The sequence below is a fragment of the Akkermansiaceae bacterium genome (assembly GCA_024233115.1).
GTDB lineage: Bacteria > Verrucomicrobiota > Verrucomicrobiia > Verrucomicrobiales > Akkermansiaceae > Oceaniferula.
The window spans coordinates 1-24,888 of record JACKQB010000006.1 but is presented as its reverse complement, the minus strand read 5'-3'; the positions used below and the strand labels follow the sequence as shown (position 1 = coordinate 24,888).

Sequence of the window (24,888 nt, the reverse complement as noted above, 5' to 3'; positions counted from 1 at the left end):
TTTTTCGCGCGGGGAGGTTCCATACACCCGCTTGAAGGCGATGGCAAGGGATTAGGCTCGGGTATTGGTGCAATTAGGCTTTCCTGATGGCGGCGAGGGTCTCGGGGCTGTTTTGGAGGTAGTCCGTGACCGAGCGGATGGCCTCGAGAGTGGCGCGGGAAATATGGTGTTCCATGCCTTCGACATCGCGGTAAATGGTGTCCTCATCAATACCGAAGAGTTCAAGGAAGCGGGTCAGGGTGTTGTGCCGGTCAATGATGGCGCGGGCGATACGCAGCCCCTCATCGGTGAGGGTCGTGCCGCGGTACTTGATATGGGTCACCAGCCCTTCGGCATCCAGCCGCTGCAGCATGTTGGTGACGCTTGCTTGCGAAATCTCCAGTCGTTTGGAGATATCGATCGGGCGGGCGTATCCCTTTTCCTCGATTAAATGGAGAATTTGTTCGAGGTAATCATCGCGAGCTGTGGAACCGCTGGTGCGATGTCTCGCGCTGGACGTATCGGGCATAAGGAAAGAAATAGAAAGGAGCCGCAGGGAATCAAGAGAATTGAGGTCGGATGGCGCTATTTGTCAGTTGCGGGGGACGAGCGGATGATGATGTGGGGGCGGTAAAGGTCGCGGTTCGAGCCTTGGAACTCGGCTTTCAAGCGGACGTGAAAGCGGGAGAGGTCGCATATTTTCCAATGGCTAAACGTCCATGCGCCATCTTTGCCGTCGTGGCTGATACCGAGCAGCAGGTGCATGGCGTCGTACTGGATTTTATGGGTGCGGGTGCGGGGCTCATAGTAAAACGTGCGTAGTGAGGATGCCTGGGATTTTTGCTCGAAAAGCTTGGGGTCGAGGTAGGCCCGGGTGAGAGTGCCGTTGGCGTCGGTGTGGGTGATGATGAGATCGGGGTAGCCCGACCGCTGTTCGTTGCCCTGGGTGTTTTTAGGGACGGAGCAGGTGAGTGCCGGATGCGCCATGATGCTCGCGCGCAGGCTGTCTTCAAAAAACCGGGAGGCTTCGTTGATACGCCGGAGTTTTCGTACGGGCGAATCCGGCGCATTGAGGGTCGAGATGGCTTTATCGGCTGCTTTGGAAATGGTCGCCAGAATGAGATCGTGGGCGGGGTTGTTGGGGTCGACCGGGATGACTTTTTTTCCGCTGCTGGCCAAAACCACGTCGGGAAACGGGAATTTACGTGTCCCGAGATCCTGGTCGAGCAGGTGGCGGATCAGGTTGTGGGTCGACGATTTATTGTCTGGATGCCCCCCGGATGCGCCTGGTTCATCCGCTTTTGCGGTGATCAGGATGCCGCAGGCTATCAGCATGCCAGTTGAAGCGATGTGGCAGGTTTTCAACATGTGCCAATCATCGACGGGCTGCTGGCTGCGTCAACCACCATCATCAAATTCCGTGGTGTGGTGCCATGCGGGCGCACGTGCAGGGCTGCCAGCAAATAGGCTTGCAAGCCGGGTGACTTCGGGGTAATTGCCTCACCCCACAGCGGATGATTCTGACGAAAACACAGCGTTTGCCCACTGAGGGTAACCCATACAGCACGATGAAACTAGCCAGTTTACTCACCCCAAAGCAAGTCATTCTCGATTTGAAGGGGGAGGTGTGTGTTGAGGCGATTGGGAACATCGTGGACCATCTCATCGCGAGGGGTTTACTCAAAGCCGAGCTGCGTGACGAGGTGATCGAATCCCTCAAGGAGCGTGAAAAACAAATCAGCACCGGGATTGGCTCGGGGGTTGCGATTCCCCATGCGTTTTCTGATTCGATCGATCAAGTGGTCGCTGCCTTTGGCAGGTCGAAGGAGGGGATTGATTTTGAAGCCATCGACAATGCACCGGTCAATTTTGTCATCCTCTTTATAGTACCTAAAAAGGAGTATAACCTCCATTTGCAAACGCTTGCCGCGATCGCCAGGATGTTTAACAACTGTGAGGTCCGGCAGCAGCTTCATGAGGCTGAAACGGTGGAGGACGTACTCGATATTTTTGCATCCCGCCCATCGCGGACCCACACTGAGCGGTAGGCGCTTATTCATCGTTGTGGCCGGATTGCCGCACTACTATTTTTTTGACAATGATTATTCAAGAACTGGAAAAGGCATTGGTTTCGGCACTCGGTGCGGTCGGGGTAGTGGAAGTGCCTCATGGCTTTCAAGTGCGGGTGGAATCGTCCGCGGACCTACGATTTGGGGATTACCAGAGCAATGTCGCCATGGTTCTTGCAAAACAGGCACGTGCCAATCCACGGGAGCTAGCCGCCAAGCTGATCGAAGCTCTTGACCTTGGTAGACTTGCAGAAGCCGATATCGCCGGGCCCGGTTTTATTAACTTCCGCATCAACAACGGGGCATGGGGGCAACGCGTGGCTGGCCTGTTAGCCGATGACCGGCTCGGCGTCCCCCTGGCCAGCACCGTCCAGACCATCGTCGTCGACTTCTCAGCTCCTAACGTCGCCAAGCCGATGCATGTCGGCCACATCCGCTCGACCATCATTGGAGACAGTCTATCCCGTATCGCCCGTTTTCTTGGTCACAAGGTGATTACCGATAACCACATCGGTGACTGGGGAACCCAGTTCGGCATGATCATCCACGGCTGGAAAACGGTGCTCGACAAAGCCGACCTGCAGGCGGACCCGGTGGCCGAGTTGCTGCGGGTCTATCGTACCGTCAACGCCCAATGTGGCGAGGATGAATCAGTGCGCGAGACCTGTAAACAAGAGCTGGTCAAACTCCAGGGCGGCGATGTCGAGAACCTCGCGATTTGGGAACAATGCGTCGAGCTGTCAAAACAGGGGCTGCAGGGGATCTATGACCGGCTTGATGTCGGCTTTGACTACTGGTATGGTGAAAGTTTTTACAACGACCGGCTGGCGCCACTTGTCGACGATATGTTGGACTCCGGGGTCGCCCGCGTCAGCGATGGTGCTGTCTGTGTCTTTTTCGACGGCGACCCCAAGCTGGAGGACAAGCCGACCGTAGTGCGTAAGGCCGATGGTGGATTCCTCTACGCGACCACGGACCTGGCAACCATCGACTTCCGGGTGGAGGAATGGAATGCCGACCAGATCTGGTATGTCGTGGGGGCGCCCCAACAACTTCATTTCCAGCAGATATTCGAAGCCACCCGCAGGCGCGGATTGAATCCCGGGATGCACCATATCGCCTTCGGCTCGATTCTCGGTGAGGATCGCAAGCTGATGAAAACCCGCAGCGGTGACAACGTGCAACTGGTTGACGTGTTGGATGAGGCCGTCGAGCGCGCTGGTCTGGCGATCGAAGAAAAAAATCCTGACATGGACCCGGAGGAGAAAAAGCGAGTTGCCGCCATTGTGGGGATTGGCTCGGTGAAGTTTGCCGAGCTTTCCCAGCATCGGATGACCGACTATGTTTTCAGCTGGGACCGGATGTTAGCCCTGCAGGGCGACACGGCACCCTATCTCCAATACAGTTACGTACGTGTCAGGTCGATTTTCCGGAAACTCGATGACGGCGTCCGGCTGGATGGAAAGCACATGAAAATCGAAGCCGATGCCGAAGTTCATCTGGCACGGATGTTAGTGCGTTTCGGTGAAACTGTGCCGTCATTGCTCGACGATTTCCGCCCCAACCTTCTCGCCAACTATCTTCTTGAGCTTGCCAGGGCATTCCACTCGTTTTTCGAGGCATGCCCGGTGCTGAAGTCAGAAGGTGAAACGCAGAATACCCGACTCGTGCTCTGTGAGCTGACAAGCCGGGTATTGCAAAAGGGGCTCGGGTTGTTAGGAATCGAGGTTCCCGAGAGAATGTGAATCTGTTTTCCGTTAGCGGTGTCTGACCGGCTTGGAAAGCGGATGCCGGTTTTCACCTCCTGACCGGGACCCTCCACCTGATGGTGAAACACGGGGTGCGCTGGGTGGATTGATGCTTCTCGGTGAGTGATTTTCCGGAGAAATCCGTGGAGCGGATGGCTGCGGCGATTGGATGCGAGGTGTATGCGTCGGTGTGAAACTGGTTCTACCGCTTGAGCCGCTACGGATGCTGGGGCCTCCAGACCGGCTTCCTTTCCGGTAGGTGCCGGACGGGCTTGGGTGGCGTGGGGAGCCCGACTGGTAGGACGGGCCTGGCCGGTAGTGCTGGGTGCTTGGTTTGATGGAGCGGTACGATGGGCTGTAGCTGCCACCACTATGTGCGCGGGTGGTGTAGCTCGGGCCTGGCCTGCGATAACTGCTGTAGCGGGAGGAATGACCGATCGAGCCGCTGTATCCGTGTGGGCGCGCGCAGGAAATGTAACGGCTGCCACTTCTGCGGTACCAGCTGTTTCCGTAATAATAGTAGGGGACACCACTGACATGCACCGTGGTGTAGCCGTAGGGCATGGTTGTGTAACTTGAACTGTAGCTTGAGCTACCGTAATAAGCACTGCCTCCATAATAATTGGGATCAACACAGGATGAGAGCAGAAGGAGGGAAACGGCACTCAATGACAGCAGGAGCAATGGGGTCTTCATGACTCTATAGACGCCAACCAAGGGGGAAAATTCATATTTATTTTCAAACCACCACATTTTTATGCCTGTGGAAAAAACCACACCGTGGCTGTGAGGCTCACGGTGTGGTTGGATGAGGGTCGGTGCCTTACAGCCGGATGTGTGGCAGTCCGGGTAATCCGGGGGGCCTTGGTGGAGCCGGGATTCCGCGTACGCGCGGGACATAGCCACGAGGACGGGGGCAGCTGATGTAGCGACCATGGCTGCGCCGGTACCAGTGGCTGCCATTGTAGTAATAGGGTACGCCGCCCACATACACGGTGCGGTATCCGTAGGGCAGGACCCGGAGTCCCACTCCCGGAGGATGGGGGACGGGTGGCGGGATGATAGCAGGGCCACAGGATGGCAGGGATGTCATCATAAGTGCTGCGATAGCAAGGATAGGTATAATAGCTTTCATGACACCTTATTGACGGTCGAAACCGGGGCGAATGCAAATCATTTTTTCATCATCCCCGCCCTGATCGTTAGCGAGGATTGGGCTGGATTAATTTTTGTGTGATATTCATGCTGAGGGGTTGTAAATCCATCGCGTTGATCGCTTACGGTGATGGAGCAACGATGTTCTGGCGTTTTTACCTGCTCATTCTCAGGCTGGATTGCTCCCAACTCCCAGTCGACGGCGTTGTCCTTCCTCCTCCCCGGCACGGGAGGTCTTCAACCGGAACTTTTTGCGCAAGGCGGCTTCAGGCCTTTGGATACATCAGCCGGTGATCCGGCATCCATTCCTCAAAGATCTGCCGCCAAGCTTTCATCCTCTCATGACAGATGTAAACCACCGCCTTGAGTTGGCGGGCATGACGCTTGATTTCCATGGGCAATAACAACAGCCGCTGCATCACCGTGCGCGGACGCTTGGCCAGGTCTTTTTCAGGCAACACCAACAGCTTGAGGGCCCCGAGGATGTTGTAGGCCAACGCCCCGAGGCTATACCATCCGTCGTTGGCGCTGAGACTGTGGCAGGGCGGCCTGTGAAGCCCTAGATCACTGAGCACTTCGCCAAAGCGGCGTTCACACTCACCCTTGAGCCGGTGACGTTCAAAGGCTGCCCTGGATTGGGCCGCTGTGTGACCCCGTCCTTCTTCAACTTCGACGAAGCAGTAGCTCCAGAACATGTCGTCTTCCCGTTTGTGACGCAGGGCCGCAAAGTTATGCGCTTGCCTACAGCCCGAGGGCTGGTGTCTTACCCAGCTGTAGGATACGAGATGTTTGATTCCTCCACGCCAGTGGGTAAGTTCGGACTCGCCCCAACTTTCCTCGGGAAGTCCTCCGGCCATGCGTTCCAGGGGACTTGTCCATTTGTTGTAGCTGATGCTGTGGCGGGTGAAGTGTTTGGCCGCGTGTTCAAGATCCTCCCCGTCACTGCTGCCGCTGTCGGCGTAGAGATAGTGTTTTCCTTTTTTACGCAGCTTACCGCTGTTAGCGCAGAACCTGCCGAAACACTCGCTTACTCCGCGCTGTCCCCCGAGTTCGCATTCGAGGATGAGAGGCCCGGCCCACAACGTCTGCCAACCAAGCGATACATCCCCCTTGTAGTTGATTGCGGCACCTTCAAATTTTTTACCGCTGACTTCGATCTGGGTATCATCGAAAAACCATTCGAGTTCGTTGCCACCGTAGCTGTATGTATTGGCCGGAGCCGTCTTGAGCACCCATGTGCAAAACCGGCGGTTGATCGCCTTGAGGGCATCAAGGCCCGCGGGGTCCAGAGCCCGGAGCCATTCGCCCAGGGCGCTCTGGTCGGGCAGTTTTTTTATTCCTAACAGCCTTAGCAGTGCCTTGTCTTCATTGAGAGCCTCCGCATCCGCCAGGCTGCTTCCTCCTGTGCAGAAGTTGTAGAGAAAGGTGCTGATGTAGACTTCGGGATCAAAGCCCCGGTTGCGGTTCTTGCGGTGCTCGAGCTGCGGGTAATCACTGATCCAGCCCATTAGTCCGCTTTGCCGGATCAAGCCGACAATGGCCAGTTGCCCTCCATGCACCGAGCATGATTCCGAGGTTCTTAGCTCCATTGCAAACTTGCGCGGCTTCAGGGAGTAGTGTCGTGACATGCCCCCTTATACACAATATCAGTCAAAGTTGCAAAATCACCTTCAGGGTGAATCATCCCCAGCGTCGCTAATGATTAGGGCATCCCCGGCCATTCGCAGGCTTGTCAATGAGGGGAGATTGTGGCGGTATCAACCCGTGAACACGGAGCAGTGGATATCAGCGGACAAGGCGCATTGCTGGCATCCCTTTACCCGACAGGATGAGTGGGTGGCGGGAGAGCCTGTCGAACCGCTCGTTTTGGTTGATGGCGATGGTATCTGGCTGACCGACTCAGAGGGGCGTCGCTACATGGATGGCAATGCCTCGATCTGGACCAATGTGCATGGACACAAACACCCGGTGATCAATGCCGCGGTTGTTGCCCAGCTCGGAAAGGTGGCTCACACCAGCTACCTCGGGTTTGCCAACCCGCGTGCCAGCGAACTGGCGGAGAGGTTGTGTGGCTATTTCCCTCCCCACACCCTCGAAAGGGTGTTTTTTTCCGATGATGGATCAACGGCGGTTGAGTGTGCTGTAAAAATGGCGATCCAGTACCGGCTTCAAACCGGCCAGGAGCAGCGGACCGGGTTTATCGCCTTCGACCAATGCTACCATGGTGATACCATGGGAGCCGCCTCGCTGGGTGGCGTGGGGGCTTTTTTCGACCGGTTCAGGCAATTTGGTTTCCCCGTAAGCCATGTTAGGGGGATCGAGGATCTCACAGGTCTGGACCAGGAAAAAATCGACCGTACTGCCGCCGTGATCATCGAGCCGCTGGTCCAGGGTGTGAACCAGATCCGACCTTGGCCAGCGGGAATGTTGGCGGATCTGAGGGCGTGGTGTGACCGGTATGGGATTCATCTGATCCTGGATGAGGTGATGACGGGATTTGGGAAAACGGGTACGATGTTTGCCTGTCAGCAAGAGCATGTCATCCCGGATTTTCTTTGCCTCGCCAAAGGTCTCACCGGTGGCTACCTGCCGATGGCGGCGACGATGGTCAAAGGCGAAATCTACAGAGCTTTTCTCGGGGGCGCAGACAGGGCGTTTTACTATGGCCATAGCTACACGGGCAATCAACTCGGTTGTGCCGCCGCCCTGGCCAGCCTGGATGTATTCGAGCAGGAAAAAACCCTTGAGAAGCTCCCTGGTAAAATAGAACTGTTGGGACAACTGCTTGCCGGGCTGGCGGCGGACCGGCCTGTGGTCCATGACATCCGGCAGTGCGGACTGGTCGCCGGGGTGGAATTGAGAACAAAGACCGGTGAGCCATTTGACCCGGCGCTCAAAGTAGGCGAAAGGGTCTCCCTGTTAGCTCGACAGCACCAGCTGCTAACAAGGCCTATTCGCGATACACTGGTGGTGATGCCGCCGCTGAGTATTTCCGCTGACGAAATCCGGCTCATGTGTGCGGCACTGGCCCACGCGATGGATGATTACTTCAACAATGCGCAGTAGGGAGCCACGGCGAGCTGCCTGCGGACGGGAAAACCTGAGATGACGACAGACGGGCTTCAAGGCAAACCCTGGAAGGAGGGGACCAGGAAAGAAGGCGATCCCCTAAAAGTGATCTGCCCTCCAATGGGGGAGGGCAGATCTGGGGAAGGATATGTGTGTGTGTCGCGCGCGATCCATTCCCCCTTGCGCACGGGCGTAAGTTACCAGACAATCAGAACGAGTAAAGGATTATTTTCCATAAAAACAGCGTTTTAAAGTATAATTTCTATAATATAAGGTGTTTTTTCTATAATGACAGCAGTAAAACGAGTAGCGATAGTGGGTTCCGGTGCCGTCGGCGGCTATTACGGGGCACGCCTGGCGGAGTCGGGAATGGATGTGACATTCCTGCTGAGAAGTGATTACGACCACATTGCTGCGCACGGTTGGAAGGTGACCAGCGTTGCCGGCGACATCCGTTTGCCGTCGGTGCAGTGTGCGCGGTGTCCGGAGGAAATGGGTAAGGTCGACCTGGTGATCATCGCATGGAAGGCAACTTCGAATCGATCCTATGGGAAGGTGATTTCCCCGCTGTTACATGATGAGACAGTCATTCTGACCCTGCAAAATGGCCTGGGGAATGTGGAGGAGCTGGCACGTCTTTTTGGCGCCGACCGTATTTTTGGCGGACTCTGTTTTGTATGTATCAACCGTATCGGCCCGGGAGAGCTGGACCACAGCGCCTCCGGCATGGTGCATGTGGGTGAGTTCCGCGCTCAGGATGGTCTCGGATCAACAGCAGGATCAAATAGACTTGGATATCTGGTAGGTCTGCTCAGGCAGGGTGGGGTGGTTTGTCAGGCGGTTCCGAATCTGGAGCAGGCGCAGTGGATGAAGCTGGTGTGGAATATTCCGTTTAATGGTCTGGCGATTGCGCAAGGGGGGGTGGACACGGGCGTTTTATTGGCCACTCCGGGAATGGAGGACCGGATCCGGGCGATCATGCGCGAAGTGCAGGCTGTGGCCGCCGCGATGGACTACAGGATTGGGGATGATTTTCTGGAAAAACAGATCGCCCTGACCCGACCGATGAAGGCTTACCGTCCGTCGAGCATGATCGATTACGTCGACGGTCGCGAGGTCGAGGTGGACGCCATCTGGCGGCAGCCGTTGAAGCGGGCGCGGGCACTGGGCGTCGAAGTGCCTGAAATTGAGCGATTACTGGCCGAAATCGAGGACCGACTGGATCAGAGGGGCATTTAAGAGCATTTTGTACGGGACAATGTCGCCGTACTATGGTTTTCCCAAACGCGCACAGCCGTAGTTCCTAGCAAGGCTGAACCACTGACTCTCTCATACTCATGGAAACGATAACAAAACGCGATCTCGTCACCAAGCTTAGTAACAAAACCGGACTCGGCCAGGCTGAGGTTCTTAACGTTCTTGAGACCATGTTAGATACCGTCACGGGTGAACTTGCCAAGGGGAATGCCGTGGTCATACGCAATTTCGGCTCGTTCCAGGTGCGGGAGATGAAAGGCAAGGTCGGCCGCAATCCGAAGAACCCGGGCCAGGATATGAAAATCCCGCCACGCGCCGTGGTTAAATTCAAACCGGGCAAGGAAATGAAGGAGCGGGTCGCCCGCATCCTGCCCCTGATCCAGCAAGGCTAACCGAATCGATGGGCATTGAGGCAAAACAGCAGGAGTTACTCGAAGAGCTTGGATTTTTCCAGGACTGGACCGAGCGCTACGAGTATGTCATCGGGCTGGGAAAAAAACTAGCGCCCTTGCCAGCTGAAAAACAGACCGAGGACCGGCTGATCAAAGGTTGCCAGTCGCAGGTCTGGCTGGATGCCAGTTACGAGGACGGCGTGATGCGATATCGCGCCGATTCCGATTCCCTGATCACCAAGGGGATGATCGCCCTCTTTGTCAGGGTGCTCGATGGTGAAACGCCCGAGGCGGTCCTGCTGGCAGACATGGGTTTTATTGACCAGACAGGACTCAAGGAGCATCTTGCACCGACCCGTGCCAATGCGCTGAACCTGATGGCCACCCAGATGAAGCAGCGCGCGCTTGAGCATGCAAAGTAGGACAGCTTTGCAAGCTGTCGGCTAGCCTGGGAATCATCAAACTTGGTAAGCCTGACTCACCAAGGTTGTCGCCAGCTTGAAAAGCTAGCCTACTTGGTCACCGCTGCCCGATACTCATGGATGCCTTTCACAATACTCTTGATGAGTAATTCCTGGAAATCATCTGCCGTCACCATCGCGGCTTCTTCTTTGTGGGTCAAAAAACCAGCTTCAATCAGTATCGACGGGTGCTTGCAGCCATTGAGCACATTGAATTTAGCGCTGCGTATTCCCCGGTCTTTGATATGCCCCTTGCCCAGCGAGAGAATCGCCCGTGAGTGGACGGCCGTGGCGAGGGCGACACTGGCGGCATGGGTGTTTTTACCAGGGACACGGCGACTCAGGATGTAGGTTTCAAAGCCCTGTGCGTTCCTGTTTCCAGAATTGAAATGGAGTGATACGAAGATGGCGTTCTTGTGAGCATTCGCCATCCGCACCCTGTCCCCCAGAGAAACAAAGATGTCTTCCTCACGTGTCATGATGACCTTGTAACCTTTCTCTTCTAACAGCGGTTTCAGTTTCTTGGCCAGCTTCAGCGTGTGCTGAGCTTCCTCATTGGCAGAACCTTGGTCATTGCCTCCGTGTCCGGCATCGAGTACCACGGTATCGAACTTGCCAGCGTTCTTGATAAACTTGGGACGCAGGATGGGGTCCATCAGTGCTGTTAGGTCAAACTGGGAAACGTAGTAACTGTCGTCTTTTTTGACAATGGGATGGGCGAGCCAGAATTTCACTCCGTTAAAATACGCAGCATGGTTTTCGGTGGGGAAAATCGCTTCAACCGTTCGGTTTGTTAGGCTCAAAGTTTTCCCATCGTCTTGAACCTGCATTTTACCGAAGTCATAAAACTTCTTCACCTGATCCAGCGGTAGGTATTGATGTTGGCCGATTTGAATGGGCAGCCATTTGAAGTTTTCAGGGGGAGCTATCTGGGCGGACAGGACTCCGGTGAAGAGTAAGAGAAAGAATATGGCTTTCATAGAGTAAGGAGCAACGGACATGATACCGATTCACTTCTTGGCCTGCAACCATTGAAAAATTTCCTCGGCGGATTTCTTGCCGATGCCTGGCACGGACTCGAGCTCCTTGACGGTGGCTTTGCGGATGCGTTTGACGCTGCCGAATCGGCGTAACAGCGCCTCCTTGCGTTTGGGCGACATGCCCGGGCAGTCGTCTAACAAGCTTTCGGTGACGCGGCGGCGTAGCAGGAGTTCGTTATAGTTGTTAGCAAAACGGTGCGCCTCGTCGCGGATGCGCTGCATCAGCTTGAGGGCACCGGTGTCGTGGGGGAGCAGGAGTGGGGCACTGATGCCGGGGCGGAAGATTTCCTCACGTTGTTTGGCGAGTCCTACCACGGGAAGATCGTGTAGACCGAGCCGTTGGAGTTCTTTCACCGCCATGCCCAGTTGACCTTTGCCGCCATCGACAATGACGAGATTGGGGAGGTGCAGCGGTGATTTCCCATCACGCGCGAGCCGACGGAGAGCCTCCAGCGGCGACTCCTGCGTTTCCTCGGTGCCGGGGACGTTGTTTTCGGTGAGAATGCGGGAGTATCGCCTCCTGACAACTTCCGCCATGCTGGCGAAGTCGTCCTGGCCATCGACGGTTTTGATCCGGTAGCGCCGGTAGCCCTGGTTATCGGGCAAGCCATCCACAAACCGGACCATGGAGGCAACAATGTGGTTGCTTGATACGTTGGAAATATCAAAGCATTCCATGATGTGGAGCGGGTCGGCCAGGCCGAGTGCATCCTGGAGTTCGATCAAGTCCTCGGTCGGTTTCACGGTGCTGGGCACCCCGCCCCGCCCCCGTGAAAAGCTGCGTGCCGGACTGAGGGTCTTTTCCAGATTATCGATGATGTCGCGAAGCCGGGCGGCTTTTTCAAACTGAAGTTTTTCTGCCGCTTTGGCCATGTCCTCGCGGAGCCCTTGGAGTCGGTCACGCCTTCCTTTCCCTTCGAGCAGGCCAATCACTTCATCGACCCGGGCGCGGTATTCCTCCTCGGAAATCTTCAGGACACATGGCGCACTGCACTTCCTGATGACATCGGCGTGGCAGTGGCGGTAATCCTTTTCACCCGGAAATTGGGGTCGGCAGGTCCGTAGTCCGAACTCACGGTTGATCCACTCGAGCGTTGCCTTGAGCGCGGTGGAATGCACGAAGGGACCGAAGTAACGCGCGCCGTCGTCTGTCTTCAACCGGGTCAGCACAAAGCGGGGAAAGGGCACATCGAGCTGCACCTTGAGCATGTAGAAACGTTTGTCGTCGCGCAGGCTGACATTATAGCGCGGCCGGTATTCCTTGATCAGCTTGCTTTCGAGTATCAGCGCTTCCTGTTCGTTCCGGACAATCTGGATGTCGAAATCGTGGATGCTGTCGATCAGTGCCCGTGTTTTCAGATCAGCCCGCATTTTCCTGGAGGGCATGAAGTAATTACCGACCCGTTTGCGTAAATCGCGGGCTTTGCCCACGTAGATGACCCCCCCCAGGCGGTCTTTCATCAGGTAGACTCCCGGTTTGTGCGGGGTATGACTGAGTTTTTGCTGGAGCTCTGGTTTTCTCATCAGGTGATTGGTTGGAAAGAATCGGGGTGAATGGGCAGTAAAGCAAGTGATATGAGAACCCTCTTTCCCTCTATTCTAGCTCGTTTGCCGGTCATGTTATGGGTGTTATGGGCTGCGAGTATGGCGATTTCTACCAACCGCTGTGATGCGGCTGACAAAAAGCCACTCAAGGTGTTCATCCTCGTCGGGCAGTCGAATATGCAGGGGCATGCGCGTATTTCGACTTTTGCGCACATTGGAATGGACCCTGAAACAGCACCCCTGCTTGGTGAGATACAGAATAAAGACGGCACACCCCGGGTTTGCAAGGATGTATGGATCTCCTATCTGTCGACCAATCTGGTGAAAAAGGGTGCGTTGACTGCCGGTTTTGGTGCCGACGACAGCAAGATCGGTCCGGAGCTCACATTTGGGATCACCATGCAAAAACACCTCGGCGAGCCGATCCTGATCATCAAGGTGGCCTGGGGCGGTAAGAGTCTGAACACCGATTTCCGGCCACCCAGTGCCGGCCCCTACCGGTTTAATGAAAAACAGTTGCTGGGCTTCAAGAAACGGGGCAAGGACATCGCGCTGATCAAAGCGGAAAAACAGCAAGCCACGGGGCGTTATTACCGGCTTACCATCGAGCACGTGAAGTCGGTGCTGGCCAACATCGAGCAGGCTTACCCGGACTACGACTCCAGCCAAGGTTATAAACTGGCCGGTTGCGTCTGGTTCCAGGGATGGAATGACATGGTCGACGGTGGCACTTATCCAGACCGCGGCAGCCCGGGTGGTTATGATGACTACAGCATGGTCATGGGGCATTTTATCCGGGATATCCGAAAGGATCTTTCAGCCCCTAAACTCCCCTTTGTCATCGGTGTGCTGGGGGTTGGCGGGCCGGTGGAAAAATACGGGCCGAACCAGCAGCGCTATAAATCGACCCATCAGAATTTTCGTCTGGCGATGGCTGCTCCAGCCGGTTTGCCGGAGTTCAAAGATAATGTCGCGGCGGTGTTCACCGAGAATTACTGGGATATGGAGCTCGATGCCCTGGTCGCCCGCGACGCGAAAATCAAACAGCAGGTGAAAAAGGCCCAGTCGACCGGGAAACTCAGCGGCAAAGCGGCGCAAGCACTGCGCGAGGAGCTGCGCAACAAGGAGTTCTCAAAACGGGAATTGGAAATACTTGAAAAAGGTGTCTCGAATGCTGCCTACCACTATCTCGGCTCAAGTAAAATCATGGCGCGGATCGGCAAGGGCTTCGCTGATGCCATGGCGGATTTACAACCTAACTAAAAAACTCGATGAAATACAAAAAACGATGGCTCACAGCTTCCCTCGCGGCAGCGATTCTCTGGGGTGGAAATGTTGTTGTGCTGCATGCCGCCGCGCCAGGCCAGGCGATGTCGAACCCCGACTTCACCAAGGGGGATGAAATCCCGCATGGAGCCACCCACGATTGGAATCTCGGTCCGACAGGGGCACGGGGGTGGATTTACTCGAATAAAATGGAAACCAGCGAGGCCCGCCAGATCGCGATCACCAAGGTAGATGCCGGTTCCCCAGCCGCCGGATTGCTGCAAGCGGGTGATGTGATCCTGGGAATCGCGGGGAAGCCATTCAGCGATGATCCCCGCACCGCGATGGGTAAGGCGATCGGCGCAGCAGAGGCGGCAGACGGGACGCTCACCTTGATTCGGTGGAGACTCGGGGCGACCACCAACGTGGCCTTGAAGCTTCTGGCTCTCGGTGCCTACAGCCCGACAGCCCCCTTCGATTGCGCCAAGTCCGGGAGGATTTTCGAGCAAGGCTGCAAGGTTCTGGCGCGACGGATGAAGGCGAACCCGAACCAGGGTAACGGTATCACCCGCTGCCTTAATGCTCTTGCGTTACTCTCCAGCGGCAAAGCGGAGTATCTGCCACTGGTCCGTGAGCAAGTGGCCTGGGCGGCAAAATACAGCGATCCGGAGGGCGAGAGCCTTCACGCGTGGTTTTACGGGCCGGTCAATATGTTGCTGGCAGAGTACACCCTGGCCACCGGGGACAGGACATTTTTGCCGGACATGAAGCGTATCACCATGGAAATTGTCCGTGGGCAAAGCGTGATCGGTTCCTGGGGGCACCGGTTTGTCGGCGAGGATGGCCGGCTCAGTGGTTACGGCATGATGAATGCCCCCGGGCTGCCACTGACCACCTCGCTTATTCTCGCACGCGCGGCCGGGGTCAAGGACCCGGCGCTGGACAAGGCGATTGAAAAAAGCGTACGCGTCCTCCGCTTTTACGTAGGAAAGGGCAGTGTGCCCTACGGTGACCACAGTCCCTGGATTCAAACGCACAGCGATAACGGTAAAAATGATATCGCGGCGATTATGTTCAACCTTCTCGGCGATGCTGAGGCCGCTGGCTATTTTTCCAAGATGAGTGTGGCATCGTATGGCGGTGAAAGGGACAACGGTCATACAGGGAATTTTCTCAATATGCTGTGGGCGATGCCGGGGGTCGCCGTGTCGGGCCCGCATGCCAGTGGTGCGTGGATGAAGGAGTTCGGGTGGTATTATGATCTGGCGCGGCGATGGGATGGCAGCTATCTCCACCAGGGGCCACCTGCGGCCAAACCGGATAAATACCGAAACTGGGATTGTACCGGCGCCTATTTGTTAGCCTATGCCCAGCCACTACGGAAAATCTACCTAACCGGAAAAAAACAGGGTGTCATCCCGCAGCTATCCGCCTCTGACGCCGCCGGACTCATCGCCGACGGGCGGGGGTGGAGTACGAAGGACAAACATACGGTTTACCGCGACCGCAGCGATGAAGCCCTGCTCGCTGGCTTGAAAAGCTGGTCGCCGGTTGTCCGCGAACGCTCGGCAACGGTCATTGGAAAGCGCGGTGATATCCCGGTGACAACTCTGATCACGCTGCTCAAAGAGGGGGATCTCTACACCCGTCTCGGAGCCTGCCAGGCATTGGCCCAACTCAAAGGAAAGGCTGCCCCTGCCCTGCCTCTGCTCAGAAAAACCCTCAAGGATGAGGACCTCTGGCTACGGGTCAAGGCGGCTGAAGCACTGGCTGCCATCGGCAAGCAGGCGATGCCCGCAGTGCCGGAGTTGCTGACCATGCTGACGGCGCAAGATGTGCAGCGGGACCCGCGTGGGATGCAGCAACGATACTTGTTGTTTGTCCTGTTCGACCAGAGAACCGGCCTGCTGCGTGGATCGCTGGAAGGCGTTGACCGGAAGGCGCTGTTTGCTGCCGTCAAAGCCGGCCTTGCCAACGAGGATGGCCGGGCCCGGGGTGCGCTGGCTTCGGTTTTCAAGAATCTTGATTATGAGGAAATCGAACCCTTGTTACCCGCCATCCATGCGGCGGTGGTGGAACAAGCTCCCAGCGGTATCATGTTTGCCAGCGGCATTCAGTTAAGTGGTCTGGAAGTCCTTGCCAAACACCACATCAAGGAAGGGATGCCGTTGTGCTTCGATGTCATGGCCATCGACAAGTGGGGTAAAAAAAGCAGAATCGACAGGTGCCTGAAAACACTGCAACTTTACGGACGGGCGGCCCGGCCAATGTTGCCACGGCTCAGGGAGCTCGAAAAAAAGCTGGCGACTCCACAGGTATCCAAACCTATCCAGCAATCCATTGATTTGATCCACAAAACCATCAAAGTGATCGAAACCTCCAGGCAAAACCCCAGGCTCCGGTCGATCAATGGCTGATTTCCAACGCTTGCGCCCGTGGAAAATCAGGCTACAATAGCCGCGCAACCCATTTCTATGAACTCCTCTATTCTTACCCTGGCCCTGTCGTCTGTCGTGATGCTGGCCACCTCACTCACCGCGTTGGCCGCTCCCGTCGTGGCAGATGCTCCGGAATCCGCCGGTAACAAAGACATCCTCGAAATCCTGTGGATGGGCGGATTCATGATGTATCCGCTGGCTTTGCTGTCGGTGATCTGCCTGGTGCTTATCCTTCTCTATTTTTTCACCATCCGGAGAAATGCGGTTGTCAGTGACAAATTCATGAACGCTGCGGAGGCCTTGATCAGGAAACGTGATTACCTCGGACTGGTGGCGCATTGTAATCGCCAGAACCAGAGCGTGGCGCGAATCACCGAGAAAACGCTCGATTTCATGACCAAGAACACAGGCACCACCTTTAACGAGGTGCGGGAGGTCGCCCAGGCCGAGGGCTCGCGCCAGGCGGGCATCCTGACCCACCGGATCAGTTATCTGAATGACGTGGGCACCATCGCCCCGATGGCGGGTCTGCTCGGCACGGTGATCGGTATGATCCGGGCGTTTATGGAAATCGCCAGCGGCAACTACGAGGGCGTCCACGCCAACAAACTCGCCGAGGGGGTTTACCAGGCACTGGTCACTACTGCCAGTGGTCTGGTCATCGGTATTACGGCGGTCATTTTCTACTCCATTTTCCGTGGTCGTGTGCAGAAATACATCGCCGAACTCGAAGCGGCGGCCACCCACCTGATGGCATTGTTGGCAGCCCAGTACAACCGCCGCGGGGGCATGGCTCCCCAGCCCGTCTACTCAGGGGATACCCACGGACACGACTATGACCAGGGAGGCCGCGAACACTCGGGCCACGGACATGGCCATGGCCATGGCCACGACGGCCATTCAAGCCACCACCGCGACCGCGACGAGCGCGATTCCCGGATGATGCCGGTCCCGGTATCGCGTCCATCGAATGATGGTCCCGAGATCCACGGGATGTAAATCAATCCAACGACCCGTCATGAAATTTCAAACCAGAGAGCCTGATATAGCCGCCTTCCCGCTGGCTCCGATGATCGACGTCGTTTTTCTGCTGCTCATTTTCTTTATCGCCACCATGCAGTTCTCCCAGAGCGAGCGTGAGCTCAATGTCTCTGTCCCGGTTGCCGAGGAAGGCGCGGATGCCAAGCAGACGGTGGGGGAAATCATCGTCAATGTGCGCGAAGACGGAGGGGTGGTCGTGGACCATAGCGAGATGACCCAGGAGCAGCTCTTCGCCAAATTGACCCGCATCGCCGCAGTGCATAAAAACCAGGCAATCCGTATCCGCGGCGATGGCAAAGTGGCCTATCAGAAAATCGTCGAGGTGATCGATGTCTGCCAGAAAGCCGGTATTCCGAATATTTCGTTTGCCACACAGGTCCAGCGTAAGCAAAAATAGCCTGAAGTAGCCTGAAAAGCAATCTGGCCGGCCTGGCCATTTCATCTCCCCAACAACATCCCCCCCACGTCATGAGCTCCATCACTTTGTCCCTGTTTTTTGCCTTGCCGGCACCCCTTAAAATCGCGGCGATCGTTATCGGTGGACTTTTTTTCACCGGTATGAGAGTCGAGCAAAATGCCGCCGAAAAAGTCGAAGTCCGCGCGGCGGAGGCGGTGCGTGATCAGGCCAAGGTCCGGCCGGTCCCAGTCATACCGGGCCAGCCAGTGCAGCCAGTTCCGGCACAAAAGGCAGCCGAAGCCCTCGCACCACTTGAGCTGACGGTGAACTCCGACGGCTCATACCAGTTGGCTGGTAAACAGCTCACCGAAGCCCAGCTGGCCAAGGAACTCAAGGCGGCGGCGACGGCCACGCCCGGACGCCGACTGGTCATCAAGGCGGATGCTCTGACACCACACCAGATGGTGGCCAGCGCGGTGAAGCTGGGTAAGGCCGCAGGTCTGAACCATGTGAGCTTTACCTCCAAGCCTGAAACCCCGTAACCTACACCCCATTTCACGCTCGCTGGCCATGGTTGCTTTTTTATCGTGACTTGCCGGTGCTTCGGTCTGTCCATACCCTAACCCTCCCCACTTTCCCTCATGCGTATTTTATTTTCCATCACGGCTCTCTTTGTTGGTTCGTCACTCTGGGTGACCATGACGGCCCCCTTGGCCGAGGCCCAGAATGCACCCCTTGTGGCCGACCCGGGGCAGGACCAATTCGAGTTTTGCAAACAACTCTACCGCCAGGCGAACAATGTCCAGGACCCCACACTCAGGACCCAGGCCTATCAACGGGTGATTCCACGTTTGACCGCCTACCTTGAACGCTTTCCGAATCACGCCAACGCCGATGCCGCCAGCTACTACCTGGGCGAGTGTTATTACCATTCAGGCTCGTTGGACGATGGTAAACGGATTCTTCACGGTGTCATCAACCGGTACCAGAAAGGCCGCTACGTGGCGCTGGCATCAAACCGCCTTGGCTACGATGCGGTGTCCCAGAAACAGTATGCGCAGGCCGCGATTCACTTCGGCAGGGTGGCCACGATGGCATCGACAGCCCAGGAACGTTACCGTGGCCGCTACCAGGAGGCTTCCTGCTATCGTTATTCCGGCCAGACGGATAAGGCGATCCAGGCTTATCTCTCGATTGAAAGTGCCCAGGACGCACCGCCAAATTATCGCGAGAATGCCAAGCTGAAGCTTGGGCACCTCTACCTGGCGAAAAAGGATGACGCCAAGGCGTTGGAAAAATTCGAGTCATTGATGTTGCCCGCCGTAGCCGATAATCTCAGGATGGAGGCGACCTTGAATGTAGGTCTGCTCTCACTCAAGAAGCAGGATGTCGTAACGGCCGACCGTTGTTTCAAATCGGTATTGATGTCGAACGAGGAAAAATTCAAGCCGAGCGCACAGGCGGCCTTGATGAACAGCATGTACACCGCAAAAGACTACCAGGGGGTGCTCGATGTCATCAAACGTGGCAATTACCCCGGTAAACCGGCCACCGAAGCCATTAAATACGCCATTGCCGGTAGAAGTGCCTATCAACTGAAATTCTATCATGAGGCGATCAAGCTGTTTGCCCAGGCCGAGCGTCAGGTGCCCTTGTCCGCCGAGGCGTTTGAAGCCGGGTATTTCCGCCTGCTTTGCTTCTACAACATCAAAGGTGCCAACATCCCGATGCAGGTGGACGCTTTTCTGGAAATCTATCAGAAACAATATCCGAAACACGAGCGGATTCATAAGGCACTTCTGATGAAGGCCGAAACTCTCTTTGAAGCGGGTAAACAACGCGAGGCCGCCGCTGCCTATAACCAGATCGATGCTGCTCTTGTTGGTGATTCTAACAAAGCAAACCTTTTTTACAAACGCGGATGGTGTTTATCGATGTCCGGTGATCACAATGGTGCCGTCCGCAGCTTCACCCATTTTCTGGAAAATTACCCCGAGGATGAACGCGCTCCGAGTGTCATTGCGCGACGGGGGAAGTCCTATTTGTCGCTCGGCGACCGGGTGTCTGCGCTCAAGGACTTTGACTTGCTGATCCAGCGTTTCCCCAAGGATAAGCTGGCGGCCCTGGCCTGGCAGAACAGCGCGCGTATCAGGAAAGACGACCAGGACTACAACGATATGATCCGACGTTACGAGGCGATGTTAGATGGCTTTCCTGACTTGAAGAAGGACACCGTCGCCAATGCACGCTATTGGATCGGCTGGGGGAACTACCAGTTGAAAAAATACGCCGATGCCATTCCCGGTCTGGAAGCGGCCAGCACCTTGGATCCCGCCAAGTACGGATTCAATAGCGGGATGCTCATTGTTTACAGCGCCTATTCCATGAAGGACAAGGATCGCTTGCAAAAGGCGATTGATTCCATCCGCAAGATGGAAAAGGAAAACAACATACCCGCCCCTATTTTCAGATGGCTCGGAGTGCAGTGTTTTAATGCCGGCGAGATGGAGGAATGCCAGCGGTACCTGACCCTTGGTGTGACCTTGCAAGAGCCCCGCGAGACACCCCAGACGTTCTGGAAAATGCTTGGCAAGGCATGTGTGGAAACCGGGAAATACAAGGAGGCACTCGAGGCTACCAAGAATTACCTCGATGTCGTCGAACAGCCATTCTGGAAGGCGGAAACATTGTTGGACCGCTCCGAGGCCTATCTCGGCCTTGAAAAACTCGACGAGGCCAAAAAGTGTGCCGAGGAAGGCCTGCAACTCAGGCCCAAAGGCCGCGTTAACGCCGATCTCCGTATGATCCTTGGCGATATTTCCTACAACAATAAAGACTACGCAGCCGCAGCCGCTTATTATGTGGTGGTGGTCCAGCTCTTTATCGACGACAAGGAGCTACGCCCGGAGGCTCTTTTCAAATCCTACAACGCCCTTCTGAAGAAAGGCGATGCGGAGGAGGCCAGGTATTACCTCGATACCCTGAACAAGGAGTTCCCTGACTACCTGAAGAAACGCGAACCGGAGAACTCGTAATCCAGGTTGTCTAACGGTCTAACGAGTAGGCCGTGCGTTCGGGTTGATCGTCCGGCCTGTTTTCTCGGCCCAGGGATCGGCATGGGTCGATCCCTCTTTGCCAAAAAGATCCTCGGCCAACTTACCCTCGGGAATACAGTAAACCAACGGCTTTAGTTGTCGCCCCTGGGCATCATACCGGTGCCTGAGATATCTGACCGGGTATTCTTTTTCATAGGGCTGTCCCGTTTTGGGGTCCGTCATGGTCGTGGTGCGTTTGACACGCGCATCAAACATGTCCTCGGCAACAAGCACGCCTGTATCCTTGTGGTATCCGTAGACCACCCGGTAGAGTTTTTTCCCGGAGCCATCATACACAATCCCGCTGCGGAGTTTTCCATACACGTCTTTGCGGTAAATGATACTCATACGCAGCACGCGATCACCACTGCCGCCTGGCCGGTCGCCATAAGTGCGGCGCTCGATCACGCGTTCATCCGCACTACGGCGGAATTCGGTGTAGGACCCGTCCTCGTTACGCATGATACGCACGTTTTTGGCAGTATCCGGGGTATCATGGTTCTCAGGCGCCTGCGCGTGCAAATGCGCCGCCGGGACGAGCAGCGGAAGTGCCATCACTACCAGGGCGACCCTCGATATGGTTCCCGGGATGAGGTTTTTAAGTGTTGTGTTCATGGGTGTGTCCGTGGATTCTACCTGCGTATCCCCATTTTTCAAGCCATCAGATTATGATCTGGAAAACACGACGCCACTCGATCGATCTCACCCAGGAGGGGGTGGTCATGGGTATTCTGAACGCCACACCCGACTCGTTTTCCGATGGAGGCAAGCATGCACAAGGGAATGCGGCGCTGAACCACGCCCTCCAGATGGTGGCGGATGGCGCCCGGATCATCGATATCGGAGGTGAATCCACCCGGCCCGGAGCCCAAACAATTTCCGCCCAGCAAGAGATAAAAAGGACGGTGCCTCTGGTCAGATCCCTCAGGAACGCATCCGATGTCCTGATTTCCATCGATACTTCTAAAGCTGAAGTCGCCGCCGCCGCCATCGACGCTGGGGCCGACATCGTCAACGATGTCACCGGTTTACGCGACCAGGCGATGATCCCGCTTTGCGCCGAATCAGGTGTCGGCATCTGCATCATGCATATGCTGGGCGAGCCACGCACCATGCAGAAAAATCCTCATTATGAGGATAAAGGCGGCGTTGTGGCCGCTGTGCAGTCGTTTTTTAAAGAACGCCTGACTTTTCTAACATCACAAGGTATCGACCCCGATTACATCTGCTTCGACCCCGGTATCGGCTTCGGCAAGACCCTGGATCACAACCTCGAACTCCTCCGCCACCTCGGCGACCTTCAGCAAGAACGTCCTGTCTTGTTAGGAGTTTCCCGCAAGTCCTTCATCGGCACCATCACCGGCGAAGACAATCCCGGAAAACGCGACACCGCCACCGCCACGATCACCGCCTTAGCCTATCAAGCCGGCATCAAGCTCCACCGCGTCCACAACGTCCCCGCCAACGTGCAAGCCCTTAGGTGTGCTGAAGCGTTGAGCTGAACAAAGGAGGAGTCCGCCGCAATACGCTGCCGGAGCAGCCTACCCACCAGGTAACCAGGTTTTTCTATCTACGTAAATCCACATCGCTGTAAGCGGTCATTACCTCTTCCACGCCCTCGATGGCTCCGAGTAAATCGTAGAGGACGTGCCAGTTCGTCGAACTCTCGAACACCGCCTTGCAGGGCAGGTCAAGACCTCTAACAATATCGGTGAATGTTCCGTAGTCTTCGTTGTTGATGCGTCCCTTCCAGACGGTTTCTCCGTGCGGGTCAAGGACGTGGACTTGGCAAAAACGCTTATGCGCGTCAATGCCCATGCTGTAGTAGTTTTGTTGGTTCATGGCTTTGGTCGCGAAGGGATTGTTAGCCTTCACTACCATTATCGCAGCTATCGGGCTTCTTCGCTACCGCCTTTCATGCCAACTGACCCCTCTCTGTTGGCTGAAACTATGGTTGTTCTCTCTATACTTTCGGCAAGTCCTTCAAACCCAACACTACCCCTCTCTTTTTGAAAGTTTTAAATGACCCCACGTTTTCTAAGCGCATTGGGTCTATCAAAACTTCACCAAAAATTCCAGCATTCACTTCTTCCTGTAATCCATAGCCATAACCTGTAGGGTTGCCATCAACATCTTTCTCGATAGAATCAACCTCTCTAATAACGTAGTAACCATCCTCAAAACCTTTTGCCAAATCATAATAGGCAATCAGAACTACGCTTTTCCGTATCAAAAACTTGATTATATATTTCGGATTTCCTTTCCTCTTCGATGAATATGATATACTATCGTAAAAAATTAGACCTTTTAGATTACTCTCATCAATTTTTATTTTTTTCAGGGCGGCGCGCCGAGCATTTTGCAATGATTCACTTTGGTTTTCTTTCGCTCTGTTGATATCCACTCCATCATGATTTTTTTCCTTGCACGATGGAACAAAAACCAGAGAACAGCCGACCAGTATAATTGTGTAATAAACTAACTTCATAATGGTAATCAATTTAAAAATTGAAGGATGAACCTACATGAGGATTAAACCCACCCATCGGTGGTTCTTCCAATTCAAATAAAGATATGAATGGTCCTTGAACTCTTGTATCAATCAATTTCCCGTTAGCCCAAGCTCTATGCGAGGGGAACTCTGATCCACTCAACCGAATACTCACAATAGGTTTCCCACCTCTGCATCTTATATCATATTCAGTAGTATGCCAAATTTTTGATTGCCACCTTGGTTCAGTTATCCATAGGAACGTATTAGCGGCCCAATGCGGTTTACCCCACACACCAACGCGCCCATAAATTGAGCTTTCGTCTGCGTAAATTGAATCATCGAACAATCCTCCCTCTGCTGTTAATTCTTTTGTGTAAGTCAATCCATCACCATAGCCAATTTCGATATATTCTTTACCAAAATCACTTTTTGTAGAAGACCTGCGGGCTTTCTTTACCTTGTTTCCTTCACAACACCATCGTACCGATGCCTCAGTATACAATCTGAAATCTCCTCCTGATGCGTCATCATTTGGAGGATCTTCTGAGTAATCAGAATCTGCTTTGAAAGCGGCCCAAAAAATCGCCCAGTGATTAGACGGCGGACGTTCACCTTTTCGATACAAATTACCTCCTATTCGCCCAATATAAGATTTTCCAACAAGTTTTAAACTATAGTGATTATTTCCTTCACTTTTCGCAGTCGCACGCTTCCAACTTCCAATGTTATTTTTAAGTCCTAAAATATCAATTTTGTTAATCGCGTCATTTTTGACCATCCCATAAAGATTGTATCCCCCCCTTTCCCCAATGGGGTCACGGCTTAACCACCTGCCTACGGCTGCGTCGTAGTAACGGTATCCGTAGTAATTAAGATGGCCGGGGTTTTCCCCATCAGATGACGATTCTGACGGACTTTCGTTTAAGAAACCGGACCCGTTTCCTGACGGTGGGGGAGTGACTTCGGGTTTGGGGCAAGCTGGGGCCGATGGCCCGTCCTGACCGTCACCGGCGTCTTTGCCGGGATGGCTTGCCGGCTTTACCCGGGCCGTCGGCTTTGCTGGACACACATTGAACATTTCCTTGTCCACGCTTACCGGAATGGAGGGATGATTGGAAGCAGAAATTGGCCCGGATGTGGATTCCTCCGCTATTTCAGTGGCGGGCATGCGCCCGTGCGGGTGGCAGCGGGCATGGACTTCGGCAAGGGCGGCGATGTGCACATGGGTGTAGATCTGGGTGGTTTCCATACGGGCGTGACCGAGCATTTCCTGCACATAGCGGATGTCGGCTCCGCCGATGTGCATGGCGGTGGCGCAGGAGTGGCGGAACAAGTGACAGGAGCCTTTGGTGGTGATCCCTGCGAGTTTCATCTGTGCGGCGACCCAGGTGCCGAGGTAGGCGGGTGTGATCCGGGTTCCGTAACCGCTCAGGAACATGGCG

Annotated in this window: 24 protein-coding genes; 13 read left to right on the top strand and 11 right to left on the bottom strand. The window is 55.2% G+C overall.

Going from position 1 to position 24,888, the window contains the following annotated elements:
- Positions 1 to 73 precede the first annotated feature (73 nt).
- Both mntR and H7A51_16255 read right to left on the bottom strand, forming a co-directional pair.
- The gene (gene mntR, locus H7A51_16260) at positions 74 to 508 is read right to left on the bottom strand and encodes a transcriptional regulator MntR (GenBank protein MCP5537774.1); all 435 of its coding nucleotides are present in this window, start codon (positions 506 to 508) and stop codon (positions 74 to 76) included.
- A gap of 56 nt (positions 509 to 564) precedes the next feature.
- On the bottom strand, positions 565 to 1,347 hold the full coding sequence (locus H7A51_16255) for a hypothetical protein (protein MCP5537773.1): 783 nt from the start codon (positions 1,345 to 1,347) through the stop codon (positions 565 to 567).
- 200 nt (positions 1,348 to 1,547) lie between these two features.
- Between H7A51_16255 and H7A51_16250 the strand changes: the two genes are divergently transcribed.
- Positions 1,548 to 2,027, top strand: coding sequence for a PTS sugar transporter subunit IIA (locus H7A51_16250; protein MCP5537772.1), 480 nt, complete (start codon positions 1,548 to 1,550; stop codon positions 2,025 to 2,027).
- A gap of 50 nt (positions 2,028 to 2,077) precedes the next feature.
- The gene (gene argS, locus H7A51_16245; GenBank protein MCP5537771.1) at positions 2,078 to 3,793 is read left to right on the top strand and encodes an arginine--tRNA ligase; all 1,716 of its coding nucleotides are present in this window, start codon (positions 2,078 to 2,080) and stop codon (positions 3,791 to 3,793) included.
- A 12-nt stretch (positions 3,794 to 3,805) separates the two neighbouring features.
- Here argS and H7A51_16240 read toward each other — a convergent pair whose 3' ends face one another.
- From H7A51_16240 to H7A51_16230, 3 genes are all read right to left on the bottom strand, one after another.
- On the bottom strand, positions 3,806 to 4,492 hold the full coding sequence (locus H7A51_16240; GenBank protein MCP5537770.1) for a hypothetical protein: 687 nt from the start codon (positions 4,490 to 4,492) through the stop codon (positions 3,806 to 3,808).
- Between the two features lie 127 nt (positions 4,493 to 4,619).
- The gene (locus tag H7A51_16235; GenBank protein ID MCP5537769.1) at positions 4,620 to 4,931 is read right to left on the bottom strand and encodes a hypothetical protein; all 312 of its coding nucleotides are present in this window, start codon (positions 4,929 to 4,931) and stop codon (positions 4,620 to 4,622) included.
- Between the two features lie 286 nt (positions 4,932 to 5,217).
- Complete coding sequence (locus tag H7A51_16230; protein MCP5537768.1) at positions 5,218 to 6,579, bottom strand: transposase; 1,362 nt, start codon at positions 6,577 to 6,579, stop codon at positions 5,218 to 5,220.
- Between the two features lie 70 nt (positions 6,580 to 6,649).
- Between H7A51_16230 and bioA the strand changes: the two genes are divergently transcribed.
- The 4 genes from bioA (at position 6,650) to H7A51_16210 (ending at position 10,091) form a co-directional block, all read left to right on the top strand.
- A complete protein-coding gene (bioA, locus tag H7A51_16225) occupies positions 6,650 to 8,017 on the top strand; it encodes an adenosylmethionine--8-amino-7-oxononanoate transaminase (GenBank protein MCP5537767.1) in 1,368 nt (455 codons plus the stop codon).
- Between the two features lie 291 nt (positions 8,018 to 8,308).
- The gene (locus H7A51_16220) at positions 8,309 to 9,259 is read left to right on the top strand and encodes a 2-dehydropantoate 2-reductase (GenBank protein ID MCP5537766.1); all 951 of its coding nucleotides are present in this window, start codon (positions 8,309 to 8,311) and stop codon (positions 9,257 to 9,259) included.
- 98 nt (positions 9,260 to 9,357) lie between these two features.
- The gene (locus H7A51_16215) at positions 9,358 to 9,669 is read left to right on the top strand and encodes an HU family DNA-binding protein (GenBank protein MCP5537765.1); all 312 of its coding nucleotides are present in this window, start codon (positions 9,358 to 9,360) and stop codon (positions 9,667 to 9,669) included.
- Between the two features lie 8 nt (positions 9,670 to 9,677).
- Positions 9,678 to 10,091 carry a SufE family protein gene (locus H7A51_16210; protein ID MCP5537764.1) on the top strand — a complete coding sequence of 138 codons (414 nt, stop codon included), beginning with the start codon at positions 9,678 to 9,680 and terminating at the stop codon, positions 10,089 to 10,091.
- Between the two features lie 89 nt (positions 10,092 to 10,180).
- On the opposite strand, the gene H7A51_16205 is transcribed toward H7A51_16210, so the two are convergent.
- Both H7A51_16205 and H7A51_16200 read right to left on the bottom strand, forming a co-directional pair.
- A complete protein-coding gene (locus H7A51_16205) occupies positions 10,181 to 11,110 on the bottom strand; it encodes an N-acetylmuramoyl-L-alanine amidase (protein ID MCP5537763.1) in 930 nt (309 codons plus the stop codon).
- 30 nt (positions 11,111 to 11,140) lie between these two features.
- Positions 11,141 to 12,631 (bottom strand): excinuclease ABC subunit UvrC, encoded by a 1,491-nt coding sequence (locus H7A51_16200; GenBank protein ID MCP5537762.1) that lies wholly within the window; start codon positions 12,629 to 12,631, stop codon positions 11,141 to 11,143.
- A gap of 93 nt (positions 12,632 to 12,724) precedes the next feature.
- Between H7A51_16200 and H7A51_16195 the strand changes: the two genes are divergently transcribed.
- From H7A51_16195 to H7A51_16170, 6 genes are all read left to right on the top strand, one after another.
- Positions 12,725 to 13,978 (top strand): hypothetical protein, encoded by a 1,254-nt coding sequence (locus H7A51_16195; GenBank protein MCP5537761.1) that lies wholly within the window; start codon positions 12,725 to 12,727, stop codon positions 13,976 to 13,978.
- A gap of 8 nt (positions 13,979 to 13,986) precedes the next feature.
- Positions 13,987 to 16,398: a HEAT repeat domain-containing protein gene (locus tag H7A51_16190; protein MCP5537760.1), complete on the top strand. Its 2,412-nt coding sequence runs from the start codon at positions 13,987 to 13,989 to the stop codon at positions 16,396 to 16,398.
- A gap of 99 nt (positions 16,399 to 16,497) precedes the next feature.
- Positions 16,498 to 17,418 carry a MotA/TolQ/ExbB proton channel family protein gene (locus H7A51_16185; protein MCP5537759.1) on the top strand — a complete coding sequence of 307 codons (921 nt, stop codon included), beginning with the start codon at positions 16,498 to 16,500 and terminating at the stop codon, positions 17,416 to 17,418.
- A 19-nt stretch (positions 17,419 to 17,437) separates the two neighbouring features.
- Entirely contained in the window at positions 17,438 to 17,857 is a 420-nt protein-coding gene (locus H7A51_16180; GenBank protein MCP5537758.1) for a biopolymer transporter ExbD, read from the top strand.
- A gap of 71 nt (positions 17,858 to 17,928) precedes the next feature.
- Positions 17,929 to 18,399: a biopolymer transporter ExbD gene (locus H7A51_16175; protein MCP5537757.1), complete on the top strand. Its 471-nt coding sequence runs from the start codon at positions 17,929 to 17,931 to the stop codon at positions 18,397 to 18,399.
- Between the two features lie 99 nt (positions 18,400 to 18,498).
- Positions 18,499 to 20,892: a tetratricopeptide repeat protein gene (locus tag H7A51_16170; protein ID MCP5537756.1), complete on the top strand. Its 2,394-nt coding sequence runs from the start codon at positions 18,499 to 18,501 to the stop codon at positions 20,890 to 20,892.
- 18 nt (positions 20,893 to 20,910) lie between these two features.
- On the opposite strand, the gene H7A51_16165 is transcribed toward H7A51_16170, so the two are convergent.
- Entirely contained in the window at positions 20,911 to 21,567 is a 657-nt protein-coding gene (locus tag H7A51_16165) for a hypothetical protein (GenBank protein ID MCP5537755.1), read from the bottom strand.
- 53 nt (positions 21,568 to 21,620) lie between these two features.
- On the opposite strand from H7A51_16165, the gene folP reads away from it, so the two are divergent.
- Positions 21,621 to 22,454, top strand: a complete 834-nt coding sequence (gene folP / locus H7A51_16160) for a dihydropteroate synthase (GenBank protein MCP5537754.1) — start codon at positions 21,621 to 21,623, stop codon at positions 22,452 to 22,454.
- A gap of 64 nt (positions 22,455 to 22,518) precedes the next feature.
- Here the strand turns inward: folP and H7A51_16155 are convergent, their stop codons facing one another.
- The 3 genes from H7A51_16155 to H7A51_16145 form a co-directional block, all read right to left on the bottom strand.
- The gene (locus H7A51_16155) at positions 22,519 to 22,794 is read right to left on the bottom strand and encodes a hypothetical protein (protein ID MCP5537753.1); all 276 of its coding nucleotides are present in this window, start codon (positions 22,792 to 22,794) and stop codon (positions 22,519 to 22,521) included.
- 121 nt (positions 22,795 to 22,915) lie between these two features.
- Positions 22,916 to 23,440: a hypothetical protein gene (locus tag H7A51_16150; protein MCP5537752.1), complete on the bottom strand. Its 525-nt coding sequence runs from the start codon at positions 23,438 to 23,440 to the stop codon at positions 22,916 to 22,918.
- 13 nt (positions 23,441 to 23,453) lie between these two features.
- A partial coding sequence (locus H7A51_16145; protein MCP5537751.1) for a tyrosine-type recombinase/integrase occupies positions 23,454 to 24,888 on the bottom strand: 1,435 nt, incomplete at its 5' end.